This window comes from Thermogutta terrifontis (assembly GCF_002277955.1).
Lineage (GTDB): Bacteria > Planctomycetota > Planctomycetia > Pirellulales > Thermoguttaceae > Thermogutta > Thermogutta terrifontis.
On record NZ_CP018477.1, the window covers coordinates 147,486 to 171,249 of the forward strand.

Consider the following 23,764-nt stretch of genomic DNA (forward strand, 5'->3'; position numbering starts at 1 on the left):
CGCCGGAAGGAAAAGACTAGAATTTTTTGGGAGGTGGGGCTTGCGGGAAATCGCGAGGAAATGGCGGTGGGGCGGAGGCCAATCAGTGCATCCTGATCACATTCTGCAGTTTCGCCATTTTTCCCCGCCGTCCCGGTTGAAAGTTTTTGCTTGGCAAATGCACGATTCCCAAGTTAAAATGGCCATAGTCCTCCAGAGTGTGGAGTGAACCCTCGTCGCATTGGGTGACCCGATCCAGTGGTGGGGGACACGACATCGGTCCTCAGCCGTTTGTTTGTAGGGCGTCGGAGAAACGGAACCATGGTGTGCACGCGATTGACGGTGAAAATGACGGTCGGCCTGATGGTGGCATTGGGCGTGATGGGGTCGCTTTTCTCGGTGACCACGGCCGATGAAGCGGCCGCACCTCAGGCCCAGTTGGAGCTCTTCCAGGCGGCAGACGGCAGCCAGTACTTCGCGGCTGTGCTTCCGCCAGTCCCGGCGGTCCAGTCTGGTGGACGTCACATTGTCGTGCTCGTCAACACGTCGGCAGCCCAAACGGGAGCAGTGAGAGAGAAGTCGCTCGCTGCCCTGGAGAAATTTCTGGGAGAACTGACGCCAGCGGACCGCGTGCAGATCGTGGCGGTGGACCTGAAAGCAGTACCGATGCACCCGGATTTTGTGGCCCCGGGGAGCCCCGAATTTCAGGCTGGCTGGGAAAAGCTGCAGAAGCGGGCACCTTTGGGATCATGTGATTTGAAAGCCGGATTGGAGGCCGCCATCGACGCCCTAAGCAAGGCCCCGGCGGACACACGCACCCTGGTCTATTTCGGCGACGGCCTGAGCCGTGCTCACCTTCTTTCCTCGGACGAGATTGCCAATCTGGCCGCGCAGTTGTACGACGCGCATATCCCGGTGAACACCTACCTGATCGGTGTGCAGCGCGACGTGGGGCTGATGGCCTCGGTCGCCACGCACACCGGCGGCAATCTCCTCATCGATTCGCCCGAACTTGATGCGGCAGCGGTCGGCCATCAGTTGGCCGGTGCGGTCCATGCGACAGTCGTGTATCCCGCAGAAGCCCGCTGGTCAGAAAATGTCGCGGAAGTCTATCCGCAGCGGTTGCCCCCGCTCCGTTCCGATCGTGAGACGGTCGTGGTGGGCACGCTCAAGCAGGCGGGACCTGTCGAGCTCACTGTGAAGTTACCGGGCGGGGAGCAGAAATGGGCGTTGCAGGGGGCGGCTCACCCGCAGAACGGTTATCTCGTAAAGCTTGTGGAAACCGCCCGAAACACCGCTGGCAGTGCGGTGCCGGTTCCCGGAAAAGAGGCGCTCCTTCAGTTGGCCGAGAGCGCGGAAATCGGCGTTTACAATCTCACAGAACTGGCGCGGCAGGCACTGGAGCTGAATGACGTGGCTTCGGCTCAAAGGATGGCGGAAGCGGCGCTCGCTCAGGATCCTCAGAATCAAGCAGCCCGAAAAATCCTGACGCAGGTGAGACAGGTTTCCCAGGAGGTGGCCGCTCCGGCGGCGCCCGCTCCAGCGGCTCCCGGCGCGGCCCCGGCTCAACCGGCGGCTCCGCAGGCCCCGGCGGCTGACTTGAATCTCGTTGGACCGGCCGCTCCAGCGGCTCCGGCGGAAGTCCCGGGGGCGTTGGCCGAACAGGTACTCCGCGATCGCCAGATTCTGGCCGAGGCCATCACCAAAGATGTCCAGGCGGCGATCAACCAGGCCCGGCAAATGATGGGCACAAACCCCGAAACAGCCCGTGACCAGCTCAAGCTGAAGCTCGACGAAGTAAGCCGTGTTCCGGACCTTGATCCCGAGGTGCGGGAACAGCTCCTCGATCAGCTCCGGACGGCGATCCGCCAGGCGGATGTGCGCGTGGTGGAACTTAACGAGCAGCGTCGCCGGGCGGCTCAGCTCGAAGCCCAGGCCACGGAACGCCGTCTCATTGCCGAGGGATTACTGCTTAAGGAACAGAAGCTCACGCAGCTCATGGAGCGCTTTAACTCGCTCATGAAAGAGGGTCGTTACGAACTGGCTGAAGTGGAAGCGGCGGGCGAAGCAGAGAAACTTGCTCCGGACCTTCCCACGCCGCTTCTCGCCCGACACATGGCCAGCCAGGTTGGAAACTTTGAGAAAGCCATGGTCCTCCGGGAAGCCCGGCAGAAAGGTGTGTTGGACACGCTGTATCAAACAGAGCGAGCCCACGTGCCGACGCCCGACGAGCCGCCGGTGGTTTACCCCGATGCCCAAACCTGGCAGGAGTTGACTGCCCGCCGGAAGGAGCGCTACCAGAGCATGGATCTGGGTGCTTCCAGCCCCGCGGAGCGGAAAATCCTCTCCGAGTTGAAAAAACCCACCGAACTGGACTTCGTGGATACACCTCTTTCCGAAGTGATCAACTATCTCCGCGATCGACACCAAATCGAAATTCAATTGGATAAGAAAGCGCTTACGAATGTGGGCGTGGACACCAATACCCCGGTCACCAAGAGCCTCCGGGGAATCTCGCTGCGATCGGCCCTCCGCCTCCTGTTGCGGGACCTGGACCTCACTTACGTGATCAAGGATGAGGTGCTGCTCATCACCACTCCGGAACAGGCCCAGAACGATCTCGTGCTCAAGGTGTATCCCGTCGCCGACCTCGTCGTCCCACCGAACTCAATCGGGGGTGCCGGTATCGGCGGGTGGGGAGGCATGGGAATGGGCATGGGAATGGGCATGGGCGGTTACGGAATGGGTGGTTACGGAATGGGTGGTTATGGGATGGGTGGTTTCGGAGGAATGGGCGGTTTTGGAATGGGTGGCTACGGAATGGGCATGGGTATGTTTAATGTGCCCAGTGCCCCCGCGGGTAATGGCGCTTTCCGAGCGTTCAGCGTTCAGGATGATCTGAGCAAAACGCCCGACGGCCAGCCCCGTCAAAACACGACGTCCGCCATTCTTCAGGTGACCGATGATGTCCTCAATGGCCGGGTATCGCAGAGTCAATCACCGGCCGATCTCTGGGACTCCGTCTTCGCCCAGGGAACGGTCCCAGCCAAAGATGTCCGTGAGGCCGTCCGACGTTTGGTTGCCGGTCAAAAGTTCGATCATGTGACGGCCCTCATCCACGCAGCCCTGCGGCACAACCAGCCGCAACCCTGGATGTACGAGGGGCTGGCCCTGGCCCTGGAAGCGCAGGGTGGTTCGCGGGAAGAGATCGAACGGGCTCTGATGTCCGCGGCTGATTTCGCCTCTGACCCCATGGACTTCCTCGTCCTGGGGATCCAGCTCGAGCGGCATGGTCTCGAGCAGAGAGCATTGGCCATGTACCGTCAGGTGGCGAACCTGATGCCGGAATGGCCGGAACCTTATGTGGCCGCGTTGCGGTTGGCCCAAAAGCTCAACGATCGCGAAGCCCTGAAGTGGTCCACCGTGGGAATCCTCTCCCAGGTCTTCCCGCAAAAGCATCAGGACGTGTGGCTGAATGCCCTGCGAACGGCTAAGGCTCTTCTCGATGAACTCAAAGCTCAGAATCCCGAGGAAGCTCAGAAGTACGAACAGGCCCTCAACGAAGCCGTGGCGCGAGATTGCATCATCGAGGTTTCATGGGTGGGCGAAGCCGACCTGGACCTTCTCGTCGAGGAACCGGGGGGAACGCTTTGCTCGCTCCGCAATCCGCGGACCACATCCGGCGGAGTTCTGGTGGGCGACATGAGCAGCCAGGCAGGCCGGGAATCCAGCGAAGGTTACAAGGAGTACTACGTTTGCCCGCGGGGCTTCAGCGGAACGTATCGCGCTGTGGTCCGCCGTGTGTGGGGGAACGTTGTCGGTGGCAAGGTCAAAGTGACGGTGTACCTCCACTTCCTTACGGACAAGGCCCAGTCCCTCACCAAGACCATCCCGCTCAAAGGCGATGAGGCCTACATCCAATTCGAGCTTGCCGATGGTCGCCGCAAGGCGCCGCTGGCCGAACAGCAACTTGCCAGCGCCGTCATGAACCAAATTGATCTCCGCAACCGCATTCTGGCGCAGCAACTTGGTGACGGCGGAAATGCCCCGCAGGTGGATCCCAGTTCGATGGCCTCGTTCGTCCAATCGCGAACGGATGGTGGGGCGGGCGTCAATCCGGTGTGGCCGTTCATCCCCGTCCGGGGTGGCGCGGTCGGTTATGCCCCGCAAATTACCGTGATCCCTGAGGGTAGCATGCTGACCGCGGCGGCCACGGTCTCCGCCGATCGCCGCTATGTCCGCGTGAACCCCTATCCCGTGTTCCAGGGTATTGGTGAGGTGAACATCTTCAACTTCGTGACGGGGGAAAGCGGTCAAGGCCTGGGTGGCACCGGCGGCCGAGGCTTCGGTGGCCTGTTCGGTGGTGGTTTTGGTGGATTTGGTGGCGGTTTCGGCGGTGGTTTCTTCTGAAACCTGACCCCCAACAACTGGTCGACAATATCTGGCCAATCGGAATCGTTTGAAAAATGGAGACGAGGGAACAATCGTCTCCATTTCTTTTTTACCGGCTGAGGCGAATCCATTCTGCCTTCAGGTCGGGTGGAATCTCAAGAACCACCCCCTCGTGCTCGATCTTGGGCGTCAGGACAGCCCAACGCACCCAGTTTCCAGCAACCCGCCGGCCCACCTCGACATGAAGCGCCCCGGCCAGTTTCATCGGGAGCCGCACCCTAGTGGCGCCCGTGGGAATCAGCCACCATTCTTTTGCCTCGTGCAACTGCTCATCCTCTGCAACGGGCACCAGAATGAGGTAACCGTCCGCTTCGACCAGCAGTTGGTCATCCCATCGAATTTGTCCCGCTCCCTCCACGGCCATCACTTTTCCCGACCGATCGAGGGCCACAAGCCCCGGATACCAACCAGGCAAACACATGCTCACCGAGTGTCCGCAGGGAAGCGTACTGGTGAACGTTGCTTCCTGATCCTGGGCGTTGACGAAGAGGTAGGCCTCGCCATTCTCCAGAGCGACCCGAAATCCCTGCACAGCCGGATTGTCTGGCGTGACGAAAATCCGCGCTATCCCCGCGCTGTCGATCATCTGTCGCCATCTGCCGCGAAGTTGGAGGAACAGCTCGTCCGTTCCAGTTCCCGCGCGTCCCGCAACTTCCAGTTCCTTTTCCCATAAAACCATCAGCCGTTGCGAATGGCTCTGGAGAAGTCGTTCACTGGCCGGGCTTATCGCGCCTGGGACAATCACCATCCGCACCCCTTCCAGCGTTCCTTCGTCGATTGCGTCATCCCCGGCGATGGCAAAGTCCACACCAAGCGTGAAGAGAACCCGGCTGGTGAGGAGAACCGCCTCCCGAGCCACCGCAGCACGCTCCGGTGGCGCACTGTCGGGAGAGATCACGAGGACAGCGGGTTTTTCCCACCTGGGAACAAGTCGAGACAGTAAAAGCGAAGACGCCCGATAAAACCGCAGCGACGACCGCTCCGTACCATCACAGGTCCGCAGCAGTCCCCAGGGGAAGACGCGGTCATCGTCATCCCGCCAGCACCAGTTCCTAGCAGCACTGCCCCCCAAAGCAAAGACGTATTGCGGAAAGAGCAGGAAGAGTCGCTCTTGCTCGGCCACTGATCGCCGAATATGGTAGCCGTGGCCGCCCAATTCGTGCTCCCAGGCGGGATGCGTTTTCACCCCGAACTCTCCAATCGCCAGAGATTTACCCTTCAGCCGCAAATCGATCCATTTGACAGTTGGAGCGAATTCTTCCAGATCCACCCGGGGTGGACCAAAATACCCGATTTCCGCCACATCCAGACCGTCGAGCGTTCTCCGCGGATCGAGTCCGCCGATCGGCCTCTGGTAATACTCGCTGATGATCGGATGCCGCTGGTCCACTTCCCGAATCGCTGCCACAAGACGCGCGTTCCAGTGCTCGGTCTGCGAATATTGCCAGGCCAGCGAACGTTGCTGCTCATTCCTGGGGCGTAACTGATAATCGCCGTTGAGATAATAGATGAGCCCATCCAGATGTTTGTATCGCTCCGCGAAGGTCCTGGCGAATCTGGCCTGCCTTTCCAAAGTGGCTTCGTCCACCGCAACATCCTGGCCGATGAACAGCCCCGCCCGATAAATCACCCCCGCTCTGCCCGCCAGATAAAGTATGGCGTCCAGTTGCCGCCATTCGGATTCGCTCAGTTCGTAGGGGTCGCGCCACCAGGTTTGCAGATTGGCGACGAAGTCGATGCCGGCGTCGTGCATCTTCTGAAAGTTTTCCGCCCAGAACACCGGATCGCTTTGACTGGGCGATAGAAACCAGTTGGACCAGGTCGTGGTTCCACAGAGAAAACGTGGCCGACCACTCAGACGAAAATAATTCTCTCTGAAATCAAAGCCGATCTTCCCCGGTACTGAGCGGCCATCCCACACGACAAACCCCGCCCGCCCGTGATCCAGCACCTGGCCGTCAGCGGTTTGCAGTGTCACCTCCATCTCGTACAGGCCCTCGTTCAACGGTTCGAATTGTATGTGGGTCTCGAACTTCTCGCTTGGCGATAAGCGGGTTATCGGGGCGGCGTCGTGCCAGATTATCTTTTCGTTCTTCTCCCGGCTTGCCTCCCCGCAGAAAGGAAGCTCCCAGCGTCGCAGCACGCTTTGCAATCTGCCGGAAAACAAATTCTTGCAGGAATTCTCCACGACAACGGTTACCCGGGGCTCTTCATCCGGGCGGTAACAGGCCAGGTCTGCGGCAACCTGGCAGAAGTGAATTCCAGCACGCATCCGCTTGAGAAGCGGCACGAGCACACTCTGGCGAAATTCCGGAATCGCCGGAAGATTGGCACCTTCCAGTCCGAAAAACGCCCAGTGGGAGCCGCGGAATGGGCCAGCGACGTGGGTCAGCATCGCCCCAACCGTGCCGCAAGGGCGCCCCCAGCGATCGTAACCGTGCACAATGGGTTCCCAGCGGGCCTGCCGCCGTAACACGCCCACCGCGGAATACCCGCTCAAGGGCTTTTCCGTTTTCCATGTCCAATCGCCGGCTCGCAGCTCCACTACATCCTGCAAAGGCGCGTCGGCGTCAAACAGGCCCAATTGCCAGGGGCTCACTTCCAGACCATCTTCGGGTTTGCCGAAGTGGGTGTTGACGACGGGCAAATACTCCACCGCTTCCAGTTGCACGTCGTCAAACCAGGCACTTCCTGCCGCCTGGTAGAGTCCCAACCGCACTTCGACCCGCTCGGCACCCGGCGGTATTTTCAAGTTGGCCACGACCCGCTGCCAATCCTGCGTGCCCCGGAGATTGGCGTAATCGTGCGGTTCGATCCACTTCTCACCGGCAAACGGATACACCGCGAGAAAAGCGTAGCCCGATCCGCTGACGTTTTCCGTCCTGATCCATGCCGAAATCCGCAGCGTTTGCCCCGGCGTCACATCCCTGACGGCCTGCCACATGATGGCGCTGCCTTCCTGTGTGAGACTGAACTTCGCCGCACCCCGGCCGGAATGCCCTTCACCCGTCACCCATCCACAGCTTTCCGGCGAGGACCTGCGCCAGGGTGACTTCTCCGGCGTCTCAGCCGATTCTTCGAAGGAGGAATCAGCAAGCAGGGGAGTTACACTTGCCGGTTGCCCCGGCACACCGGCCACCCAACCCGATTTGGAACGCCTCGCGGGAATATCAAAGGCGTAACCGCCGAACGTGAGCAGGTCCGCACCGTCGGTCAGAAATCGCAACAAACCGGCGCGGGCTTCGGGCAGATAGTATCGAGCGTCGGGAAAGACAAGCAGTGAGACGCCCTTGCAAACTGCCGGACACCAGGCGGCCGCCAGCTCCTCCCAGGTCATGAACTCCGTCCGATAGCCTGCCTGCTCCAGGGCTGCCACGATTGCCCGAACATTCACACTCTGAGAGAATCGAAGACTGGCCGGTTCGACGATAACCGCCAGATTCTCGCCTGGGGCTGTTTCCCAGAGGGCCGGTTGCCAAACGGAGACGGGTTCCACCACCACGTCGCGAAACCAGCACCGGCCCTGCGCCTGATGGAGTCCCAGCCTGATTTCCATGCGAAAGGCGCGACGATCCGTTTGCCCTTCCCATGTGAAGGTTTTCCAGTCTTGCGTTCCACTGAGCTGAGCAAAATCTGTAAAACTGACAAGCTGTCCCCATTCGTCGTACTGATAAACAGCCGCGTAAGCATAGCCAGTCCCCTGCGGTGGCCGAACATCCTCGCATCGCACGGTTGCCCGCACCCGCAGCAACTCTCGCGGGGGTACGAAGCATCGGGCAATGGTCACCTCTCCCGATTGATCGCAGAACAGCGTTACCCCGCCGTCGGACTCCACCGTCGCTTCGGCCCCCACCAACTGCCAGTCGTCGCGACCGATCCTCCAGGCGATCGTTGGCTCCTCTGCCGCTACCCAATCATGGACCATTCCTCCCGCAACAAGCATGATGCTTCCCAGAAGAGCCAGGAACGGCCCGGGGCGCGCGGCCCTGTCAATTTCCATCCGAAAGAACCCTTCATGCGCTGTGGGTTTCATGTGTTTGTCCTTTCAAGTCCACTCCCGGATTAGTCTCACCGAGCGCGATCAGTGTGGACCTAAGCAGGATCCCTCGGAGGGACCTGCCTGTCAGGTCCACATTGTTTGGACCATCCATTTCATGGACCGCGCTCCAACTGCTGGGTTCAGTTGCTGGCCAAACAGTAAGGGCAAAGCATGAATTGCCCCTGCAACACGTTTCGCCGTGGTATCTCGCGGGTTTTGACAAAAGGCGATATGGGTCAGAAATGATCCGCATCGGTTACCTCGTTTGACGTCATGAGTGTATCGCTTATCTTTCCCAGTGCCATGCCACCTGGGAATAGCGACTGGCCAGAAGCTCTTGCGTTTGTTCTTCCGGCCAGTGCTGGAGAATCCTGTTGGCCAACCATGCCTGACGGATCCGTGCGACGATCTGGTCTCGATCAAGAGGCAAATTAGCCACAAACATTTCATGCGCGCGACCGGCGCGATAATCTGGCTCTCGCGGCGGCTGCCGGAGCAGCTTTCCCAACCACGCTAAGTCAAACTGGTAGAGAATCGTTCCATGATAGAGGACGCACCGCCGTCCGAAACGCACGCTGTTGCCTGAGACCTTGCGCCATTGTGACGCATTCTCCCAGGAATGGCGCACACCGTCAGGGACGATGGCCAAATCACTGGCTCCCGCTTGAAGCACCCTCAGCCCGTTGACTGACAGCGCCTCTCCAAGCCTTGCGAGAACCTGGGCATGGAGATGATCGACCTTCCGCCAGCCAGGCCGGGCGTCTAACTGAACCACCAGCGAATACATCAAGCAGCCCGGCCCGATGACCACGGCACAGCCTCCGCTGCATCGCCGCAAAATGGGCACGGCCAGGGACCGGCACTGCGACACGTCTACCTCTTGCTGCACACATGAGGCCCGCCCGACGACGACGGCCAGCCGAGGAGACTCCCACACCCGCAACACTTCGCCCAGTTGACCAGCGTCGGCTGCGCGGAGCAGCGCCTCGTCGAGCGCGAGGTTCTCCTCGGGAGTTGGCAGCGTCAATTCCAGGTACTGCATCGGTTTCCGGATCGCCGCAAGCGAGAACGCTCCCCCGTTGGGGCAATGACTCCTACCGAATCCAATATCCAATTAAAACACTTGACATACGCGCAAGTTTTCTGCATAAAATATCTCCAGTCGATTGACGGCCGAGAACGATCGCCCCTTGCGGTGCAGTCGGCTCTCGGTCACACCCTTGTCCTGGGCGGCAGATTCTCGTGGCCGCCACTTCGGAGGTGGAGGATTTACCATGGTACGCGACAATCCACCCGTCGCAACGGGAGTGGGCGAACCAACGGGGCTGCAGCGGGGAAAAGCCGAGGACGCTTCTCTTGCATCGGAAACAGGCAAACCAACTGACAAGACCACTTCTCCCCCAACCATTCGCCCACACAGGCAACCATCTCTGGTTTGGCTTCTGATTTCCCGCGTGGTTCTCCCGCTTGTTCTCGTCACGGGCATCGCGCTGGGGTTCGCGCGGGTCCGGGGGCTTCTCGCCCCGCGGGTGGAGGTGGGCAACGTGGTGGCCCAACTCCGTCTCGGGGGACAAACACGCTGGCAGGCCGTCGCCTACCTCACTCCCTTCATTTTCGACCAACGCTACGATGATCTGCGACGTGATCCGGTGTTGGCTCAGGCCCTCGCCGACTGCCTCACGGAAGAACTCGACCAGCCGTTGGCGGGCTATTCCGATATGTCGATTGCTGCCCGGGCACATCTCTGCCGGATGATCCGCTGCATGGATGTTCCCTCGGTCATTCCCTCTCTCGTGAAAGCTGTTCAGTGGCGCGGCGGTGGCTCGCCGGAAATGGATTCACCTGTGCGAAAAGCAGCGGCGGAAGGGTTGTACCAGTTGGGTGAACGTCTCGGCCCGGAGGTTCTTCAGACCTATCCGGAGGTCCTCCCTGCTCTTCTGGTCGCGGTGGACGACCCAGTGGATCCTGTCCGCTCGGCGGCCGCGCTGGCGCTGGGACTGCACGGAGGACCGGAAGCCTGTGATAAGCTGGAAACGCTTCTCGGTGATCCCAACCCTGCCGTCCGCTACAATGCGGCCATCGGTCTGGCCATGGCAGGTGACGCGGCAGGCATCGCCATTCTCGAAGAGTTATTCCACTCCAAAGAGACGGAAAAGCTTGCCACGACGGGCAATCTGGAATCCATCAACGGTATGCGAACGCGGCAGCTTCTCGTGATGGGACTTCGCTCCGTCAATCGCTTGATGGACATGGACCCCACCGCCCCGGTCGATGGTTTGCGTCCAGTTCTCAGCCAGCTCCAGTACAGCCTGGTTCCAGAGGACGTCAAACAACTGGCTTTCCAGGTGGAGGTCAAACTCAACCAGCGCACCGTCCGCTGAGGGTATTAAAACGAGAAGCCGATTGTTGAGGAATGAGCGATCCAAATACGAATTAATCTCGGAACAAGTGGGTTATGCGACAGAGTTGAGACTGTTGACTCGAGCTTATGGTCGATCATAATAGATTTTCGGTTATTCGTAGCCTTCTGGTCTGGATGATAGTAGGTTGATCTCCATTACCGGAGGCATGGTTATCTGTGGGTGATCAGCGCGAAAAAGGAGGCAAGTGCGATGAGGGCATCGAATTCAACTACTCATTTTTCATCCCGCACTTCGGGAATCTCAAGAAGGGCATTCGTTTTGGGGACTGGTGTATCGATCGTGCAGCTCGGCATTTTAGGAACGCACGCTAAAGCGGATGTGTCTTCTTCTGCAAATATTCAGGCCTTAAAGCAATTATTCTCGGCTAACGGCAGCAGTAGTGTAACGGGTAAAAAGCGTCCATGGCTCCAGTACACTTCGCCGGATTCGATCGACTCCGATGACGCCACTTTCCGTACAATGCTTGAAAAGATGGACCAATTTGAGCGCATAAGTCTTGCGCAGAGTTTTCAAATACTGCCCGCCATCGACCTTCGTGATTACGGGAGCTTTGGGCTTAAGCCCTATCGGGATTATCGCGACGACGAGCGGCCGAAAACGTATAACGAGGTTCCCCCACCCATCGTAGAGCGGGCGCTCCAGGCCGGGCGAATTGACGTGGACCTGGTTAGCGCAGACAGACTTCGTCGACAGTTTATATGGGTTTCAACTAATTCTTTTGCGTATCCGTTCACCTATTCAATCGATTATGACAGTAGGGTTGTCTGGCTCGCCAAATCCTTGGATATATCCGACTCAGCCCTGCGACGAAAGAGCACCTTCGAGGTTGAGCGCACAATATTGGAAAAATTTTTCGTTGAAGTTTGGGACAAACTGACCCCTGAACAGCGGCAGAAAGTTCTCGATAACATCGAAACGGCGACCGGCCGAGCCATTCCGAACAAGGTTGCGCTTGTATCGCTTGGCGGTGCTGGTGCGCTTATGGCGCTGGGCGCTGCTGTTACACTCGCCGGCTTCTCTTTTTACACCACAATGTCCGTCGTGATCTGCACGGTCGCAGGTTTCTTTGGGGTAACACTCCCGTTTGTTGTCTATACAACTGCCTCGTCGCTTGTCTGCATCTTGTCCGGACCAATTGGCTGGGCTATCGCCGGCATATTGGCCGCCGTGGGAACAGCGCTGTTACTTCAAGCGAATCCCAAGAAAACGCTTTCTTTCGTGATGGCGCTTCATTTCCTCAAAGCTCAGGCTTTTCATGAAGCCGGGCTTCTGGCATGATCCAGATGGGAATAGCCTCGCTGTTTGCTCATCAAAAGCGTGCCATCGAGCGCGCGGTATCGCAGCGTCGGCTATTAATCGTACGGCCATTTGGCAGTGGTAAAACACTGATCGGACTGTGCGTCGCCGATCAATTGCTCAGCCACCAGGCACGCTATGGGCTTTGGGTGGGGCCGGCCCACTTGCTTTCTCAAGTTAAAGATGAAGCAAGAGATTGGGGGTTGACCCTCACCATTTGTCGCGTCTCGGATACGCCCGCTTCATTTCAACCCGGCCTCCATCTGGCTAGCTATAACCGTCTGCGACTATCAAGCGAGATTTTTTTATCCCGTCAATGGGACTTTGTTATCGTCGATGAGGTGCACCGTGCTAAGAACCCCAGCACCTGGAACTACCAACTTCTCGCAAAATTGAGACGCCAAGCCCCATGGTTCGTGGGCTTAACAGGATCGCCGTTTCAAAATGGACCGTACGAATTCTTTCAAATCGTGTCACTGTTCACGGGAAGCCGGATCATCCGAAGACTGGAGGAGTGTCTCGAATACAAGCGGAAGAAGCCTCTGACGTTCTGGGAATTCCTGTGGTGGAAGCTCTTTAACCGACGGCCGAATCGGGGGCCTGTTGTCGGTATTCGAAATCCCGATGGTATAAAACAACTGCTTCAGCCCTATATCGACTTTGCCGATGGAGAAGAGATTGTCCGGGAGTGTCACATCCCTTCGGTCGATGAAGAGGTGGTGAGTGTGCAACTGGAAGCCACGGAACTCGACCAATATCGGCGTCTTGCAGGGCAAATTAGGAAAAAGGCTCTGCGCCAGTTTTTGACGGATGACCTCGACGACTCCGAGACCGCAAGCAGTTTCGCACGCCTTTCGGAACTCCGCCAGTTTCTTTTGTCATTCGAGGGAAACCCTTCTTCCAAAACACGCCAACTATGCAATGACGTGGCAAATGCAGCAAAGGATCCCTCCGCGCGAATTCTTGTCTTCTCAAATTTTCTGGACCGTGGCGTCCGCGTCATAGCCGAGTGCTTACGCACCCTTAGTGTGCCACATCTAACTTATACTGGGCAGATTTCTCATCGCCAGAAGTCGCGGCAGATCAGGTCCTTCTCCGAGGGCCTTAAGCGAGTCCTCATATTATCCCCCGTCGGATTCGAAGGCCTCAATCTAAACAATACGACTCACATTTTTATCGCCGACCCGCATTTTAATCCAGAGGTAACACGACAACTCGTAGCACGAGCGACGCGAGCAAAAAGCTCCGTTTCCAAGGTGACCGTTTATCACTACATTGCCGTGTCCGACAAATTGGCCACCGGCACTGTGGATCAGGCGGTACGGCGAATCGCCGAGCGCAAGAATCAGGTTAATAACGAACTGAGGCACATCCTTTCCGACCTGAGCTTTGATAATTGTTCATCCGCTCGAATTGTGGAAGCATAGGAGGATACAGGGGAGAACGCCAGAACCAGGCTTACCACAGCTGCATAAGGCAAATCTCACTGTTCGCACTACGACACAACGGCACCGTTTCTCATAGGTTGCCAAGTAGTTTTACAACCTATCCATTAATTTTTAGGCTCTGTAGCCATTCCTCCCGCTACTGGCCGCGCAAAATAGTATATCGTCTAACACCACTCGGTTTGAGCGAAATTGCTAATGTAACGAGACATTAGGCCGTATGTAACGATATTTCACCACCGGTTGCGGTGGATGCGGGTAGGGTCGAAGCGGTCCACCGGGGCCGGTTTCTCCGCGGGATACCCCACCAGTATGAGGCTGTGCGGAATGACGTGGTCCGGGATGTTGAAAATATCCCGCATCCCCTCCACACGGTTCTCGCGGGGATAGACTCCCGTCCACACAGCTCCCAGCCCGAGTCCGTGGGCCGCCAGCAGGATGTTCTGGGCGGCAGCCGCACAGTCAATGACCCAGTATCCCTTGGAAAGCTCCAGACTCAGGTCGCCGCACACCAGAATGCCCAGGGGAGCGGTGCGTGCAGGCTCGGCATTGGGAAAACGTGCGGCAATTTCCATCAGTGTAGCGCGGTGATCAATGACCACGAACTGCCAGGGCTGAGCGTTTCTGGCGCTCGGGGCAGCCATCGCTGCTCGCAACAGCTGCTCCTGAATGTCCTCCGGTACGGGACGCTCTTCAAAGGAGCGGATGCTCCGCCGCGTGAAGATGGCCGTCAAAACGTCCACGTGTCAACCTCCCGAACATTTTGCCATTTCCACCAGGCGAGGACTCCGGGACCAATCCCCGGCAGCGCCCGCCTCCCCACCACGCCCTCCTCGCCTTTGAACCCGGAACACTCCGCCACGAAAAACCGGGCTGCGCTGCCCGTTGATCCATCGTGCGGGCATCGACGTAGAAAAATAGTCTAGCACATAGGGAGCGCACGCTGAATCGCGAGCGACGAATAGTCCGGGTTAACGCGGCCTGCTTGAACCAAGTTGCTTCGGGCAACGCAACGGCTCAGGTATCGAAGATCGGCCCTGCTTGCTACAATGACTCTACCTTAACTTCGGCAGTCAATGGACGGCAATTTTCGTCAATCCCATCGCGGGGTGATCCATCCCGACTTTTGCAGAAACGGATGAGATGCCCACGGATGCAATCTGTTGGTACGGGCAATTCATGAATTGCCCCTACGGTTTAATCGCCAACTGAACCGAGCAGTTGGAGCCCGGTGGGCGAAATGGATGATCCAAGCTGGGAAAGTGGACCTGACAAGCGGGTCCCGCGGGGTTGAATTTCGCTGCCGCGCCAACCGGTGTGGACATCCGGGTCTCCATCGCCAGGGGAAAAGTGGGGATGTATCAGCATCGCGGGGATAAGTTTGGCCGGGTTTTCCCTCGACCACGCACAGCATCCCAAGAGAAGGACTCAAGGCATTCATGATTCGCATCGGGGACAACGGTTTGCCACAATGGGACTATCCCCGTTACGAAGCCGGGGAAAAGGTCGCCCTGTTCATTCCCTGTTACATTGACCAGTTCTATCCCCAGATTGCGCAGGCAGTGGTGGAAATCCTCCATCGCCTGGGCATCCCGCTTGTCTATCCGGAAGAGCAGACGTGCTGCGGCCAACCGGCCTTTAACTCCGGCTACTGGGAAGAAGCTCGCCGCGTCATCCGGCACTTTTGCCGGGTGTTTGCGCCCTATCGGTACATTGTCTGTCCGTCGGGCTCCTGCACAGCCATGTGTCGGGTGTTCTTCGAGCAGGCAGACCCTGAAAATCCGCAAGTCGGAGAGGTCGGCCGGCGAGTATTTGAGTTCACCGAGTTTCTGGTCAACGTGCTGGGAGTGACAGACTTGGGAGCCCGGTTTCCTCACAAGGTGACGCTTCACAGCGGCTGTCATGGACGGCGGGAACTGGGAATCCTCGAGCAGCCGATCACGCTTCTTAAAAATGTGAAGGATCTGATTTACTGTGAACTCCCCAACATCGAGGAGTGCTGCGGGTTTGGCGGGACATTCAGTGTGAAGATGCCCGGCACATCCATCGCCATGGGCGAATCAAAGGCCGCCAACATTTTGCGTTCCCGCGCGGATGTTGTTACTTCCGTGGACATCAGTTGTCTGATGCACGTGGGCGGTATCATGCGACGCAAACCAGAAATGCGGCATATCCGCGTCCTTCACATTGCTGAGATTTTGAACAGCCGGGAGTGACACGGGGCTACAATGAACTTGAAGGGTTCACTGTAAAAATTGGTGATTTTTGAAAGCTTTCTCCATCCCGGAGTTCCGGACGGATGACGGTTGCCAATCAGCACCATGTGGTGTCACTTCGCGGGGCCGCCTTCTGGAAGGCCGAGAACAAGGGCTTGGCCGAGCCGCGAGGATCCAAAGCCCTCGGGGAATCGGCAGAACGCTCCAGCAAACACAACCGGCAGGTCGCCCTGGCCATTCCGTACTGGGAATCCTGGCGTGAGGCCGCGCACCAGGTCAAACGGTACGCGATCCATCATCTCCCGGAACTTCTCCAGGAATTTGAGCGCAACATCACGGCCAGAGGTGTGACGGTTCTCTGGGCCCGCGATGCCGAAGAAGCCAACCGCCATCTTCTGAACATTGTGCGCGAGCACAATGTGAAGACCGTGGTGAAGTCAAAGTCCATGGTCAGCGAGGAAATGGAGGTCAATCATGTGCTGGCCTCGGTGGGCGTCAAGGCCCTGGAAACAGACCTGGGCGAGTTCCTTGTGCAACTGGCGGGTCAGCGGCCGACCCATATTGTGACGCCCGCCCTTCACCTTTCCGCTGCCGATGTGGGGCGACTCTTTGCCGAAAAGCTTGGCGAACCCTTCACCACCGAACATGAAAAACTCACCGATATTGCCCGGCGGCATCTTCGGCAGGAGTATCTCCGCGCGGACATGGGGATTTCCGGGTGCAATTTTGCCCTGGCCGATGTCGGTGCGATCTGCGTCATTGAGAACGAGGGGAACGCCGGGCTGTCGATGGCGGCCCCACCCGTGCATGTCGTACTGATGGGCATTGAAAAGGTCATCCCCAGCATCGACTATCTGCCGCTATTTCTCAATTTGCTTGCGCGGAGTGGCACCGGGCAGAAACTGACAACCTACACGCACGTGTTGCTCGGCCCATCACCCGGCCGGAAGATGTATGTCATCATCATCGACAACGGCCGCTCCAATGTGCTGGCGGACCCTGCCGCCCGCAGCAGCCTCTTTTGCATCCGTTGCGGGGCCTGCCTGAATACCTGCCCGGTTTACCGTCGCGTTGGTGGTTGGGCCTACGGTTGGGTGTATCCCGGTCCGATTGGGTCCATCCTCACGCCGCACCTTGTGGGATTTGAGGAGGCCGGAAAACTGCCCTTTGCCTCGTCCCTGTGTGGGGCGTGCGGAGAAGTCTGTCCCGTGAAAATCGATATCCCCCATCAGTTGGTTCATCTGCGCCATCGGGCGGTGAACACGCGATCGCCCGTCCGATCGCCGTTTGAGCGACTGATTTGGCGGGCCTGGGCCTGGGCCATGTCTCACCCATTACTGTACCGGCTGGCGATGGGCGGCGTCCGGCTGGGGGTGCGCCTGGCGCGATTTCTGCCGTTCCACCCGGGTCCTTTGGGTGCGTGGACTCGGGGCCGGGACTTACCCGCCGTTCCGCCCCGCAGTTTCCGTGCCTGGTGGCGACGACAAAAGGAGCGTTATCATCAGACAGCGGCCAGTGCGACGAGGTCTGCTTCAAGGCACCAAAGCGCTGCAACAAACTCATGACGGGGTCGAAGGATTCTCCAAACCACGGTGTCGAGAAACGCTTTTTCCTGTTGGGCAGCTTTGACAGGCCGAATCACAAACAATCATCCGCAAGGACACAAGCACCATGGGCGCACGAGAAGTGATCCTGGATCGCATCCGAAAGAACCTTGGAACAGTCGCGGAGGAAAATCCGCCACCCGTTCCCGAGGTCTGGCCCCGGAGCCAGATCACTCCGGCGGACCTCGCACGCCGTTTCTCCGAGGAATTACGTGCCGTCCACGGCGAGCCGCTGCTTCACTGCGATTGGCCGGGCTTGCAGGAAGATTTTCAGACGCTCGTGGAAAAGTCAGGCTGGCGCGAGGCGCTGGTGATGGATCGGCCCCTGGCATGGCAGCTCGCCAACAGTGCTACGGGACTTCAAACCATCGGCATCCCAGACACTCCCGTGCCGCGCGATCTGGAAACCATTCCCGTTAGTATCCTGGAAGCCGAGTGTCTTCTCGCCGACACCGGATCGGCCGTGGTTGTTTGTCGCAATCCCGGTGAGCGACTGGCCTGCTATCTTCCCCCCGCGTGTGTCATCGTAGCCACCGTGGATCGACTCTGCGAGCACCTACCGGCCGCCTGGGACCGGATCACGGGGGTGGCCCGTCAACCCGAATGCCGCGGGGAATGCGTGATCATCACGGGGCCCAGCCGCACCGCGGATATCGAAAAGATTCTCATTCTCGGGGTTCACGGCCCCAAGAGACTGGTTGTCTATCTTATCGGTGCTGAATAACCGATCCCTGGCTCTTCAGAAAGCCGCAAGACAGGAAACCGCCGAGATGGTTCCGGCGGCGGAGCCGGTGGATCCACGGGGGGCAGTCGGATCGGGGCCGGTGTTGGTAGCAGGTCCTCTCGTGCCTCTCGGGTTTGCATGAGACGCTCCTCCTGACGCACCTCGTCGAGATGCTCCAGGAGAATGCGTTTCACCTCGAGAATGGCAAGCGGGTGAGTGTGGATTGTTGTATGCTCCGCGGGAACGGCCAGCTCGGAATTCGCGCGGTCCGAATGGGCACTTTCCCAGGAAAGAACACCATCCGTGGTGCCCGTCACACGGCCCCATAGCCCGCCATCCAGAGAGACCCCCACGATATTGTGATGAAGAACCCAGGACGCCCGGGGCGCATTGTTGAGCACCGGAAAAATGGGACACTCAGGAGCGAGTGCGTCCACGCTGTCGGTAATTTTGAGAAGGTTGTCGGGGATGAGCAGTTCCGCGTTCTCTCGGAAAAATCGTTCCTGCGTTTGCAGCAACTGCTGCGGAACCCGGATCAGCTGGGCGGCAAGTCGCTGTGTCATCCCATTAGAAAAATGCGATCCCCAGTGGGGAGTGGCCAGTGTTATGATGCGGCGGACGGAAGGATTGGGATGGAAGAAGAATATTTCCCGCAGTTCCGCCAGCGTCTCCGGATCAGCGCGGACTTCAGAAAACGGATGATCGCTGACCAGCCGCCAGAACTCGTCACCGCTTTCCATCACCTGCATTTCGGCGATCAGCCCGCCCATGCTGTGGCCCACCAGGATCATCTGATCGAGTGCCGGCTGCACGTGCTGGGGATCGATCGTCTGCCGCAATTCGCGAAGTTCACGTCGGAACTGGGCGGCGGAAATCCAGAACGGTTGACCGGTGGGATATAAATAAAACCAGAACTGGTAGTTGTGGCGGATTTCCGGAATACTGCGGAGATCATTGAACATCTGCATCCAGGTCATGGGACTGGACCACCAGCCGTGAATAAAAACCACCGGAATCTTCTGCGGTTCATAGGGCTGGACCATGTACAGTCCCGTGAGCGGCTTGTCCCGCCCCGGTTGCAGCGTGAGGAGGGTTTCCGGTCGAAGCAGCCCCACGGTCGCCAGCGAGGGTCCAAAGGCAGGATTGGAGAGAAACGCCGCCAGAGGCGTTGTCAGATCAGCCTGTAACGGGACTTGTTTTCCGTTCACGTTGACATCACTGGTGGCCACCGGATCATACAACTCAAGTTGGGCCTCATAATGGCGCTCTTCTCGGGAGGATTTGGGCGACGCATCAAAATTGGGAAACTCCGGTCGCAGAAAGACGGTGACCGGGAAACTCAAGTCAGGCGGATAATACCGAGCGGCAGGTGGCTCTCCGGGATAACTTTTTCGCACCGCGATGAGTGGCACTCCCAGCCCGAAACTGACGTGATGGTTCCGCAGGCCGATGATCCGATAATCCGACACGAACTCGAAACGGCCGAAATCCTCCGGCCGCCACCTCTCGTCACAGATGATGCACTTGAGCCTCCACACCGCATCGGCGGTGCGGACCTGAAACTCCGTCCCCGGCCGAAGCTGCTCCCCCTTGCAGACAATCCGCAGGGCAGATTCGAGGGCCGCGTTGTACAGATCGCAGGCGCCACGAAAATGGGGGTCGTATGCATTCCGGGTGGAATCAAAACGGGGGTCGAAAAGGTACTGGTAAGCCCGCAACACGGTGCCCCCGTACAGATCGAGCGCCAACCGCGGCTCCGTCCGCTCCAACCGACGCGCCAGAGCGAAACTCACCTCGGCATAGGCGTACAATCCCTCCAGGGAAGGCTCACGATCCACCACCGCCTGAACTTTCTCGAGCAACATTCGCGGAGGATCGTCAAGCGAGTTTTCCAGATCATGTTGCCGGAGAAACTGGCGGGTCCGCTCTCCCAGCGGGACAGGCTGCGGCCGAAACCACCCCGGTCGGGCCATCAGGCCGTGTCTGGGGAGAAGGCCTCGTCGTTCGAAACGCCGCAGCGCGCAGCCTAGCGAGGTCGCACACACAGCGACCAGGAGCACTGCCAGCAGCACTCGCGCGCCACGCCGTTGCATCAGCACGGGGCCATCCATAGGCGACGGGGGGATTCCCTTTCGGCCGGGGTACCCATCCAATCGCGCCGGATATACTCCCCCTCGTCCCGCCCGTCAATGGCGATTCGGCTTTCGGCAAGGGCAAAGGGCAAAGGGCAGGGGCAAAGGGCAAAGGGCAAAGGGCAAAGCTCATCAATGCCCTTTCACGGGGGACTGAAGTCCCGCGCCGAAAGCGGGGCTAAAGCCCCGCACTCCATGGAGTGCGGCGATTGATCGCCGATTTTTGGTAAAGGCTTTAACCTTCACAACCTTCCCGTTGGCCCAGAACGAAACCGGAGTAACCGCTCGGGGTGGAACCCGACCCTCCAATCCGCGCAATGGAGCGCCGCCTTCCGCGGTGGCCGTCGGCCCGGGTGGCACCGGGCCCTCCAATAAACGTGGATTCCACCCCAGCCGCGGCACTGGTAGGGGCGATTCATGAATTGCCCGTATCCCAGATTACGGGCGCTTCCGAAGGGACCCGTTCTGGAGGGACCTGCTTGTCAGGTCCGATGAACAGCGATCGTCGATCCATTCCTTCTCGCCGGGCACGACAAGCGTGCCCCTCCGAAAAAGTCCCGGAGGGACCTGCTTGTCAGGTCCGATGAACAGCGATCGATGATCCATTCCTCCTCGCCGGGCACGACAAGCGTGCCCCTCCGAAAAAGTCCCGGAGGGACCTGCTTGTCAGGTCCGCTACACATTCCGCTGGTTTAAACGGTAGGGACAATTCATGAATTGCCCCTACCGGTTTCCGAGATCCCATCGTCTCCCGCCCCGCGCAAGTTTATGAACGACGGCGAAGAGAACGGCTTCCAGCGCTTGAGATCCGTGTCTATTTACGCGGTGCAGCAGGCTTCCACGAGACACGCACCGGCGCTGGCGCGGCAGATGTACACGCTGGGTTCGTTGCCGGTCTTCTGACGATACAACTGAGCCACGGTTTGGGAGAAACTCTCCGCCACCGCGTTTTCCACCAGTGCCACGGCGCAACCGCCAAACCCGGCCCCCGTCATCCGGGCCCCCAAACAACCGGGTTGCTGAAGGGCGATCTCCACCATCGCGTTGAGCGCCGGGCTGGAAACCTCGTAGTCGTCCCGTAGGCTTTTGTGGCTTTCCACCATCAGGCGTCCGAACTGCCGAAGGTCGCCTGCCTGGAGGGCCCGGGCCGCCCTCAGCGTGCGGTCGTTCTCAGTGATCACGTGGCGCACCCGTCGCCGCGTGATTTCGTCCAATTCGTTCGCCCGCCGCTCGAATTCTTCCATGGTAATGTCGCGCAGGGCTTTCACCCCGAACTGTTGGGCCGTCCGCTCACACGCAGCACGGCGCTCGTTGTAGGCGGAGTCGGCCAATCCGCGACGGGTTCCGGTGTCAAGAATCACAATCCGTGCGGTGTCGGGGATGGGTACATGGGTCAATTCCAACGACCGACAGTCGATGAGAAGGGCGTGTCCTTCCTGGCCGCAGGCGGAAATAAGCTGATCCATGATGCCACACTGGACCCCCACCCACTGGTTCTCCGCCTTCTGGGAGAGAAGGGCCATTTTGACCGGATCCCAGGGAATTTCGGCAGTGGAAGAAAATGCCCTGGCGCAGGCCACTTCGAGGGCCGCCGACGAAGACAGGCCTGCCCCGATCGGTACGTCACCCATGATGACGCCTTCCCACCCACGCAGGAAAAATCCTTCTTCCTGGAGGGCCCAGGCCACGCCTTTCACATACTCCAGAGAACCCGAGTCGGAATGGCGGATGGCGTCCAGGTGGAATTCTCCGTATCGCTGCGTATCCGCAAAATGCACCTTGACCCATCGATCGGGACGCCGCCGAAGGGCAATCCATATTGCCCGGTCGATGGCCATGGGCAGTACAAAGCCGTCGTTGTAATCCGTGTGCTCGCCGATGAGATTGACGCGACCGGGGGCCCGCACACACAGATCGGGTGCCCCCTGCCACTTTTCTTGGAAGAATTTGACAAGGCTCTGGAAAGTCACCCTCATAGCTCGCGGAGACGACAAAAAACCAACAATGGGACGGACCACCAATCCCTCTCAGAGAGACGTCAACGGTCTCGCTCGGATCCCGATTTTTACGCCCGAACACGGCCGCCGTGGGGTTCAGTGCCCTCTCTCAAAAACGGCACAATTGTGGTATGGTGCCCCGTCAAGGTACGATCGTCAAGATAGACCACCAGGTGGCGGTTTCCCTTTTTCGAAATGTAACCGGCGGTTGCGTAACTCGGGGGGTGAAACTTCAGTTTGATGACCGTCCGAAAACGTAAAAATGGACCTTGAAACAGGCCTTTATCGAACAACCACTTGCTCCGAGACGAATCCTTCAGCCGAATTGGGATCGACGCCCAGTGCCGACGTGCCGCTGCCCATTCTTGTGACGGGGCTGGCAGGGGTGGCGGGCTACCATGCTTTCCGATGGTTGTCCGCTCGCTATCCCGGCCGGGTGTTTGGGCTGATTCCCGCCCGCAATCCGCACGTCAGGGGTGCGAACGTCCTTTGTGGCAATATCGAGGATCGCGCGTGCCTGGAAACCCTCTTCCGCCAATACGAATTCGCGGCGGTGCTCGATGCGGTGGGCAATTGCGCCCTCAAACCGTGCGAGCTTGAACCCAAAATTGCCTGGATGATCAACGTGGAGGGGTTGAAAAACATCTTGCGTGCGGCGGGACACCACCGACCGCGAATTGTGCGATTATCGGTGGACCTCGTTTTCTCAGGGAAAAAAGAAGGTGGCTATGTCGAGGAGGATCCGCCGGATCCTGTGACCGTGTACGGCAAAACGATGGCTGTGGCCGAACAGATTCTTCTGGACACCGATCCCACGGCCTGCATTCTGCGGATTTCGCTTCCCATGGGACGGAGTCCCAATGGCCATGCAGGGGCCATCGACTGGATCGAATCGCGGTTTGCGGCGGGCCGACCGGCGACGCTCTATTGGGACGAGATTCGCACTCCGACCTATGTGGACTGCCTGAGCCGCGTGTGCTGGGAGGCTCTGCGTCGACCAATGGCCGGCATTTTTCACGCCGGTGGACCGGTACGACTGAGCCTCTATCAGATCGGGCAGATTATCAATCGCGTGGGCGGTTACGATCCCGACCTTCTCTTCGGAATTCCGCGGCGGATGGCGGGGCCGATTCCACCCCGAGCAGGCAATGTGACAATGGATAGTTCAAAACTTACCCGCACGTTGGGCTATGCTCCTTTTTTGCCCTGGCCATTCGACCGGCGCCTGCTGCCCACCGATCGAGAATGGCATCGGCGAAGGGAGCCGTTTTGGCCTGAGTTACAGGGTATGGGGAGTTTGCGTGACGCGGGTGCTATAGATAAACTGTTGTGTCAGCCGCACAAGCTGGAGGAAATAGAGTCAGTGAGCGTTCTCCGGTTGCCAAGGCAATTGGGGAAAACTTGCGGATATTGACGAAATCGCAATAAACTCCTGCGTTCGGTTGACCGACAAAACA

The 23,764-nt window shown here is 58.9% G+C and carries 13 protein-coding genes; 8 read left to right on the forward strand and 5 right to left on the reverse strand.

What is annotated here, in order from left to right:
• The first annotated feature begins 300 nt into the window (after positions 1-300).
• Entirely contained in the window at positions 301-4,389 is a 4,089-nt protein-coding gene (locus tag THTE_RS00560) for a vWA domain-containing protein (RefSeq protein WP_095413594.1), read from the forward strand.
• Between the two features lie 91 nt (positions 4,390-4,480).
• On the opposite strand, the gene THTE_RS00565 is transcribed toward THTE_RS00560, so the two are convergent.
• Positions 4,481-8,464 (reverse strand): hypothetical protein, encoded by a 3,984-nt coding sequence (locus tag THTE_RS00565; protein WP_095413595.1) that lies wholly within the window; start codon positions 8,462-8,464, stop codon positions 4,481-4,483.
• 292 nt (positions 8,465-8,756) lie between these two features.
• Positions 8,757-9,512 carry a lipoate--protein ligase family protein gene (locus tag THTE_RS00570; protein ID WP_095413596.1) on the reverse strand — a complete coding sequence of 252 codons (756 nt, stop codon included), beginning with the start codon at positions 9,510-9,512 and terminating at the stop codon, positions 8,757-8,759.
• A gap of 232 nt (positions 9,513-9,744) precedes the next feature.
• Here THTE_RS00570 and THTE_RS00575 point away from each other — a divergent pair, with 232 nt between their 5' ends.
• The 3 genes from THTE_RS00575 (at position 9,745) to THTE_RS00585 (ending at position 13,616) form a co-directional block, all read left to right on the forward strand.
• Positions 9,745-10,851: a HEAT repeat domain-containing protein gene (locus tag THTE_RS00575; protein ID WP_095413597.1), complete on the forward strand. Its 1,107-nt coding sequence runs from the start codon at positions 9,745-9,747 to the stop codon at positions 10,849-10,851.
• 231 nt (positions 10,852-11,082) lie between these two features.
• Positions 11,083-12,171, forward strand: coding sequence for a hypothetical protein (locus THTE_RS00580; protein WP_157731562.1), 1,089 nt, complete (start codon positions 11,083-11,085; stop codon positions 12,169-12,171).
• Between the two features lie 5 nt (positions 12,172-12,176).
• Complete coding sequence (locus THTE_RS00585) at positions 12,177-13,616, forward strand: helicase-related protein (protein WP_168175762.1); 1,440 nt, start codon at positions 12,177-12,179, stop codon at positions 13,614-13,616.
• 251 nt (positions 13,617-13,867) lie between these two features.
• Here THTE_RS00585 and THTE_RS00590 read toward each other — a convergent pair whose 3' ends face one another.
• Complete coding sequence (locus THTE_RS00590) at positions 13,868-14,377, reverse strand: nitroreductase family protein (protein ID WP_095413600.1); 510 nt, start codon at positions 14,375-14,377, stop codon at positions 13,868-13,870.
• Positions 14,378-15,073: 696 nt separating this feature from the next.
• Here THTE_RS00590 and THTE_RS00595 point away from each other — a divergent pair.
• From THTE_RS00595 to THTE_RS00605, 3 genes are all read left to right on the forward strand, one after another.
• Complete coding sequence (locus THTE_RS00595; protein ID WP_095413601.1) at positions 15,074-15,850, forward strand: (Fe-S)-binding protein; 777 nt, start codon at positions 15,074-15,076, stop codon at positions 15,848-15,850.
• An 83-nt stretch (positions 15,851-15,933) separates the two neighbouring features.
• Positions 15,934-17,415 carry a lactate utilization protein B gene (locus tag THTE_RS00600; RefSeq protein WP_095413602.1) on the forward strand — a complete coding sequence of 494 codons (1,482 nt, stop codon included), beginning with the start codon at positions 15,934-15,936 and terminating at the stop codon, positions 17,413-17,415.
• A 106-nt stretch (positions 17,416-17,521) separates the two neighbouring features.
• Positions 17,522-18,178 (forward strand): LutC/YkgG family protein, encoded by a 657-nt coding sequence (locus THTE_RS00605; RefSeq protein WP_095413603.1) that lies wholly within the window; start codon positions 17,522-17,524, stop codon positions 18,176-18,178.
• Here the strand turns inward: THTE_RS00605 and THTE_RS00610 are convergent.
• The gene (locus THTE_RS00610) at positions 18,157-20,271 is read right to left on the reverse strand and encodes an esterase/lipase family protein (RefSeq protein ID WP_157731564.1); all 2,115 of its coding nucleotides are present in this window, start codon (positions 20,269-20,271) and stop codon (positions 18,157-18,159) included. The genes THTE_RS00605 and THTE_RS00610 overlap by 22 nt on opposite strands.
• A gap of 857 nt (positions 20,272-21,128) precedes the next feature.
• Positions 21,129-22,280, reverse strand: a complete 1,152-nt coding sequence (gene galK / locus THTE_RS00615) for a galactokinase (RefSeq protein WP_207651745.1) — start codon at positions 22,278-22,280, stop codon at positions 21,129-21,131.
• Positions 22,281-22,569: 289 nt separating this feature from the next.
• Here galK and THTE_RS00625 point away from each other — a divergent pair, with 289 nt between their 5' ends.
• The gene (locus tag THTE_RS00625) at positions 22,570-23,721 is read left to right on the forward strand and encodes an SDR family oxidoreductase (RefSeq protein WP_095413607.1); all 1,152 of its coding nucleotides are present in this window, start codon (positions 22,570-22,572) and stop codon (positions 23,719-23,721) included.
• Positions 23,722-23,764: the final 43 nt, after the last annotated feature.

Excerpts from the sequence above, each read along its gene's own strand:
- THTE_RS00560 (WP_095413594.1), top strand. The coding sequence starts at position 301 with ATGGTGTGCACGCGATTGACGGTGAAAATGACGGTCGGCCTGATGGTG.
- THTE_RS00565 (WP_095413595.1), bottom strand. The coding sequence starts at position 8,464 with ATGAAACCCACAGCGCATGAAGGGTTCTTTCGGATGGAAATTGACAGG.
- THTE_RS00570 (WP_095413596.1), bottom strand. The coding sequence starts at position 9,512 with ATGCAGTACCTGGAATTGACGCTGCCAACTCCCGAGGAGAACCTCGCG.
- THTE_RS00575 (WP_095413597.1), top strand. The coding sequence starts at position 9,745 with ATGGTACGCGACAATCCACCCGTCGCAACGGGAGTGGGCGAACCAACG.
- THTE_RS00580 (WP_157731562.1), top strand. The coding sequence starts at position 11,083 with ATGAGGGCATCGAATTCAACTACTCATTTTTCATCCCGCACTTCGGGA.
- THTE_RS00585 (WP_168175762.1), top strand. The coding sequence starts at position 12,177 with ATGGGAATAGCCTCGCTGTTTGCTCATCAAAAGCGTGCCATCGAGCGC.
- THTE_RS00595 (WP_095413601.1), top strand. The coding sequence starts at position 15,074 with ATGATTCGCATCGGGGACAACGGTTTGCCACAATGGGACTATCCCCGT.
- THTE_RS00600 (WP_095413602.1), top strand. The coding sequence starts at position 15,934 with ATGACGGTTGCCAATCAGCACCATGTGGTGTCACTTCGCGGGGCCGCC.
- THTE_RS00605 (WP_095413603.1), top strand. The coding sequence starts at position 17,522 with ATGGGCGCACGAGAAGTGATCCTGGATCGCATCCGAAAGAACCTTGGA.
- THTE_RS00610 (WP_157731564.1), bottom strand. The coding sequence starts at position 20,271 with ATGCAACGGCGTGGCGCGCGAGTGCTGCTGGCAGTGCTCCTGGTCGCT.
- THTE_RS00625 (WP_095413607.1), top strand. The coding sequence starts at position 22,570 with ATGGACCTTGAAACAGGCCTTTATCGAACAACCACTTGCTCCGAGACG.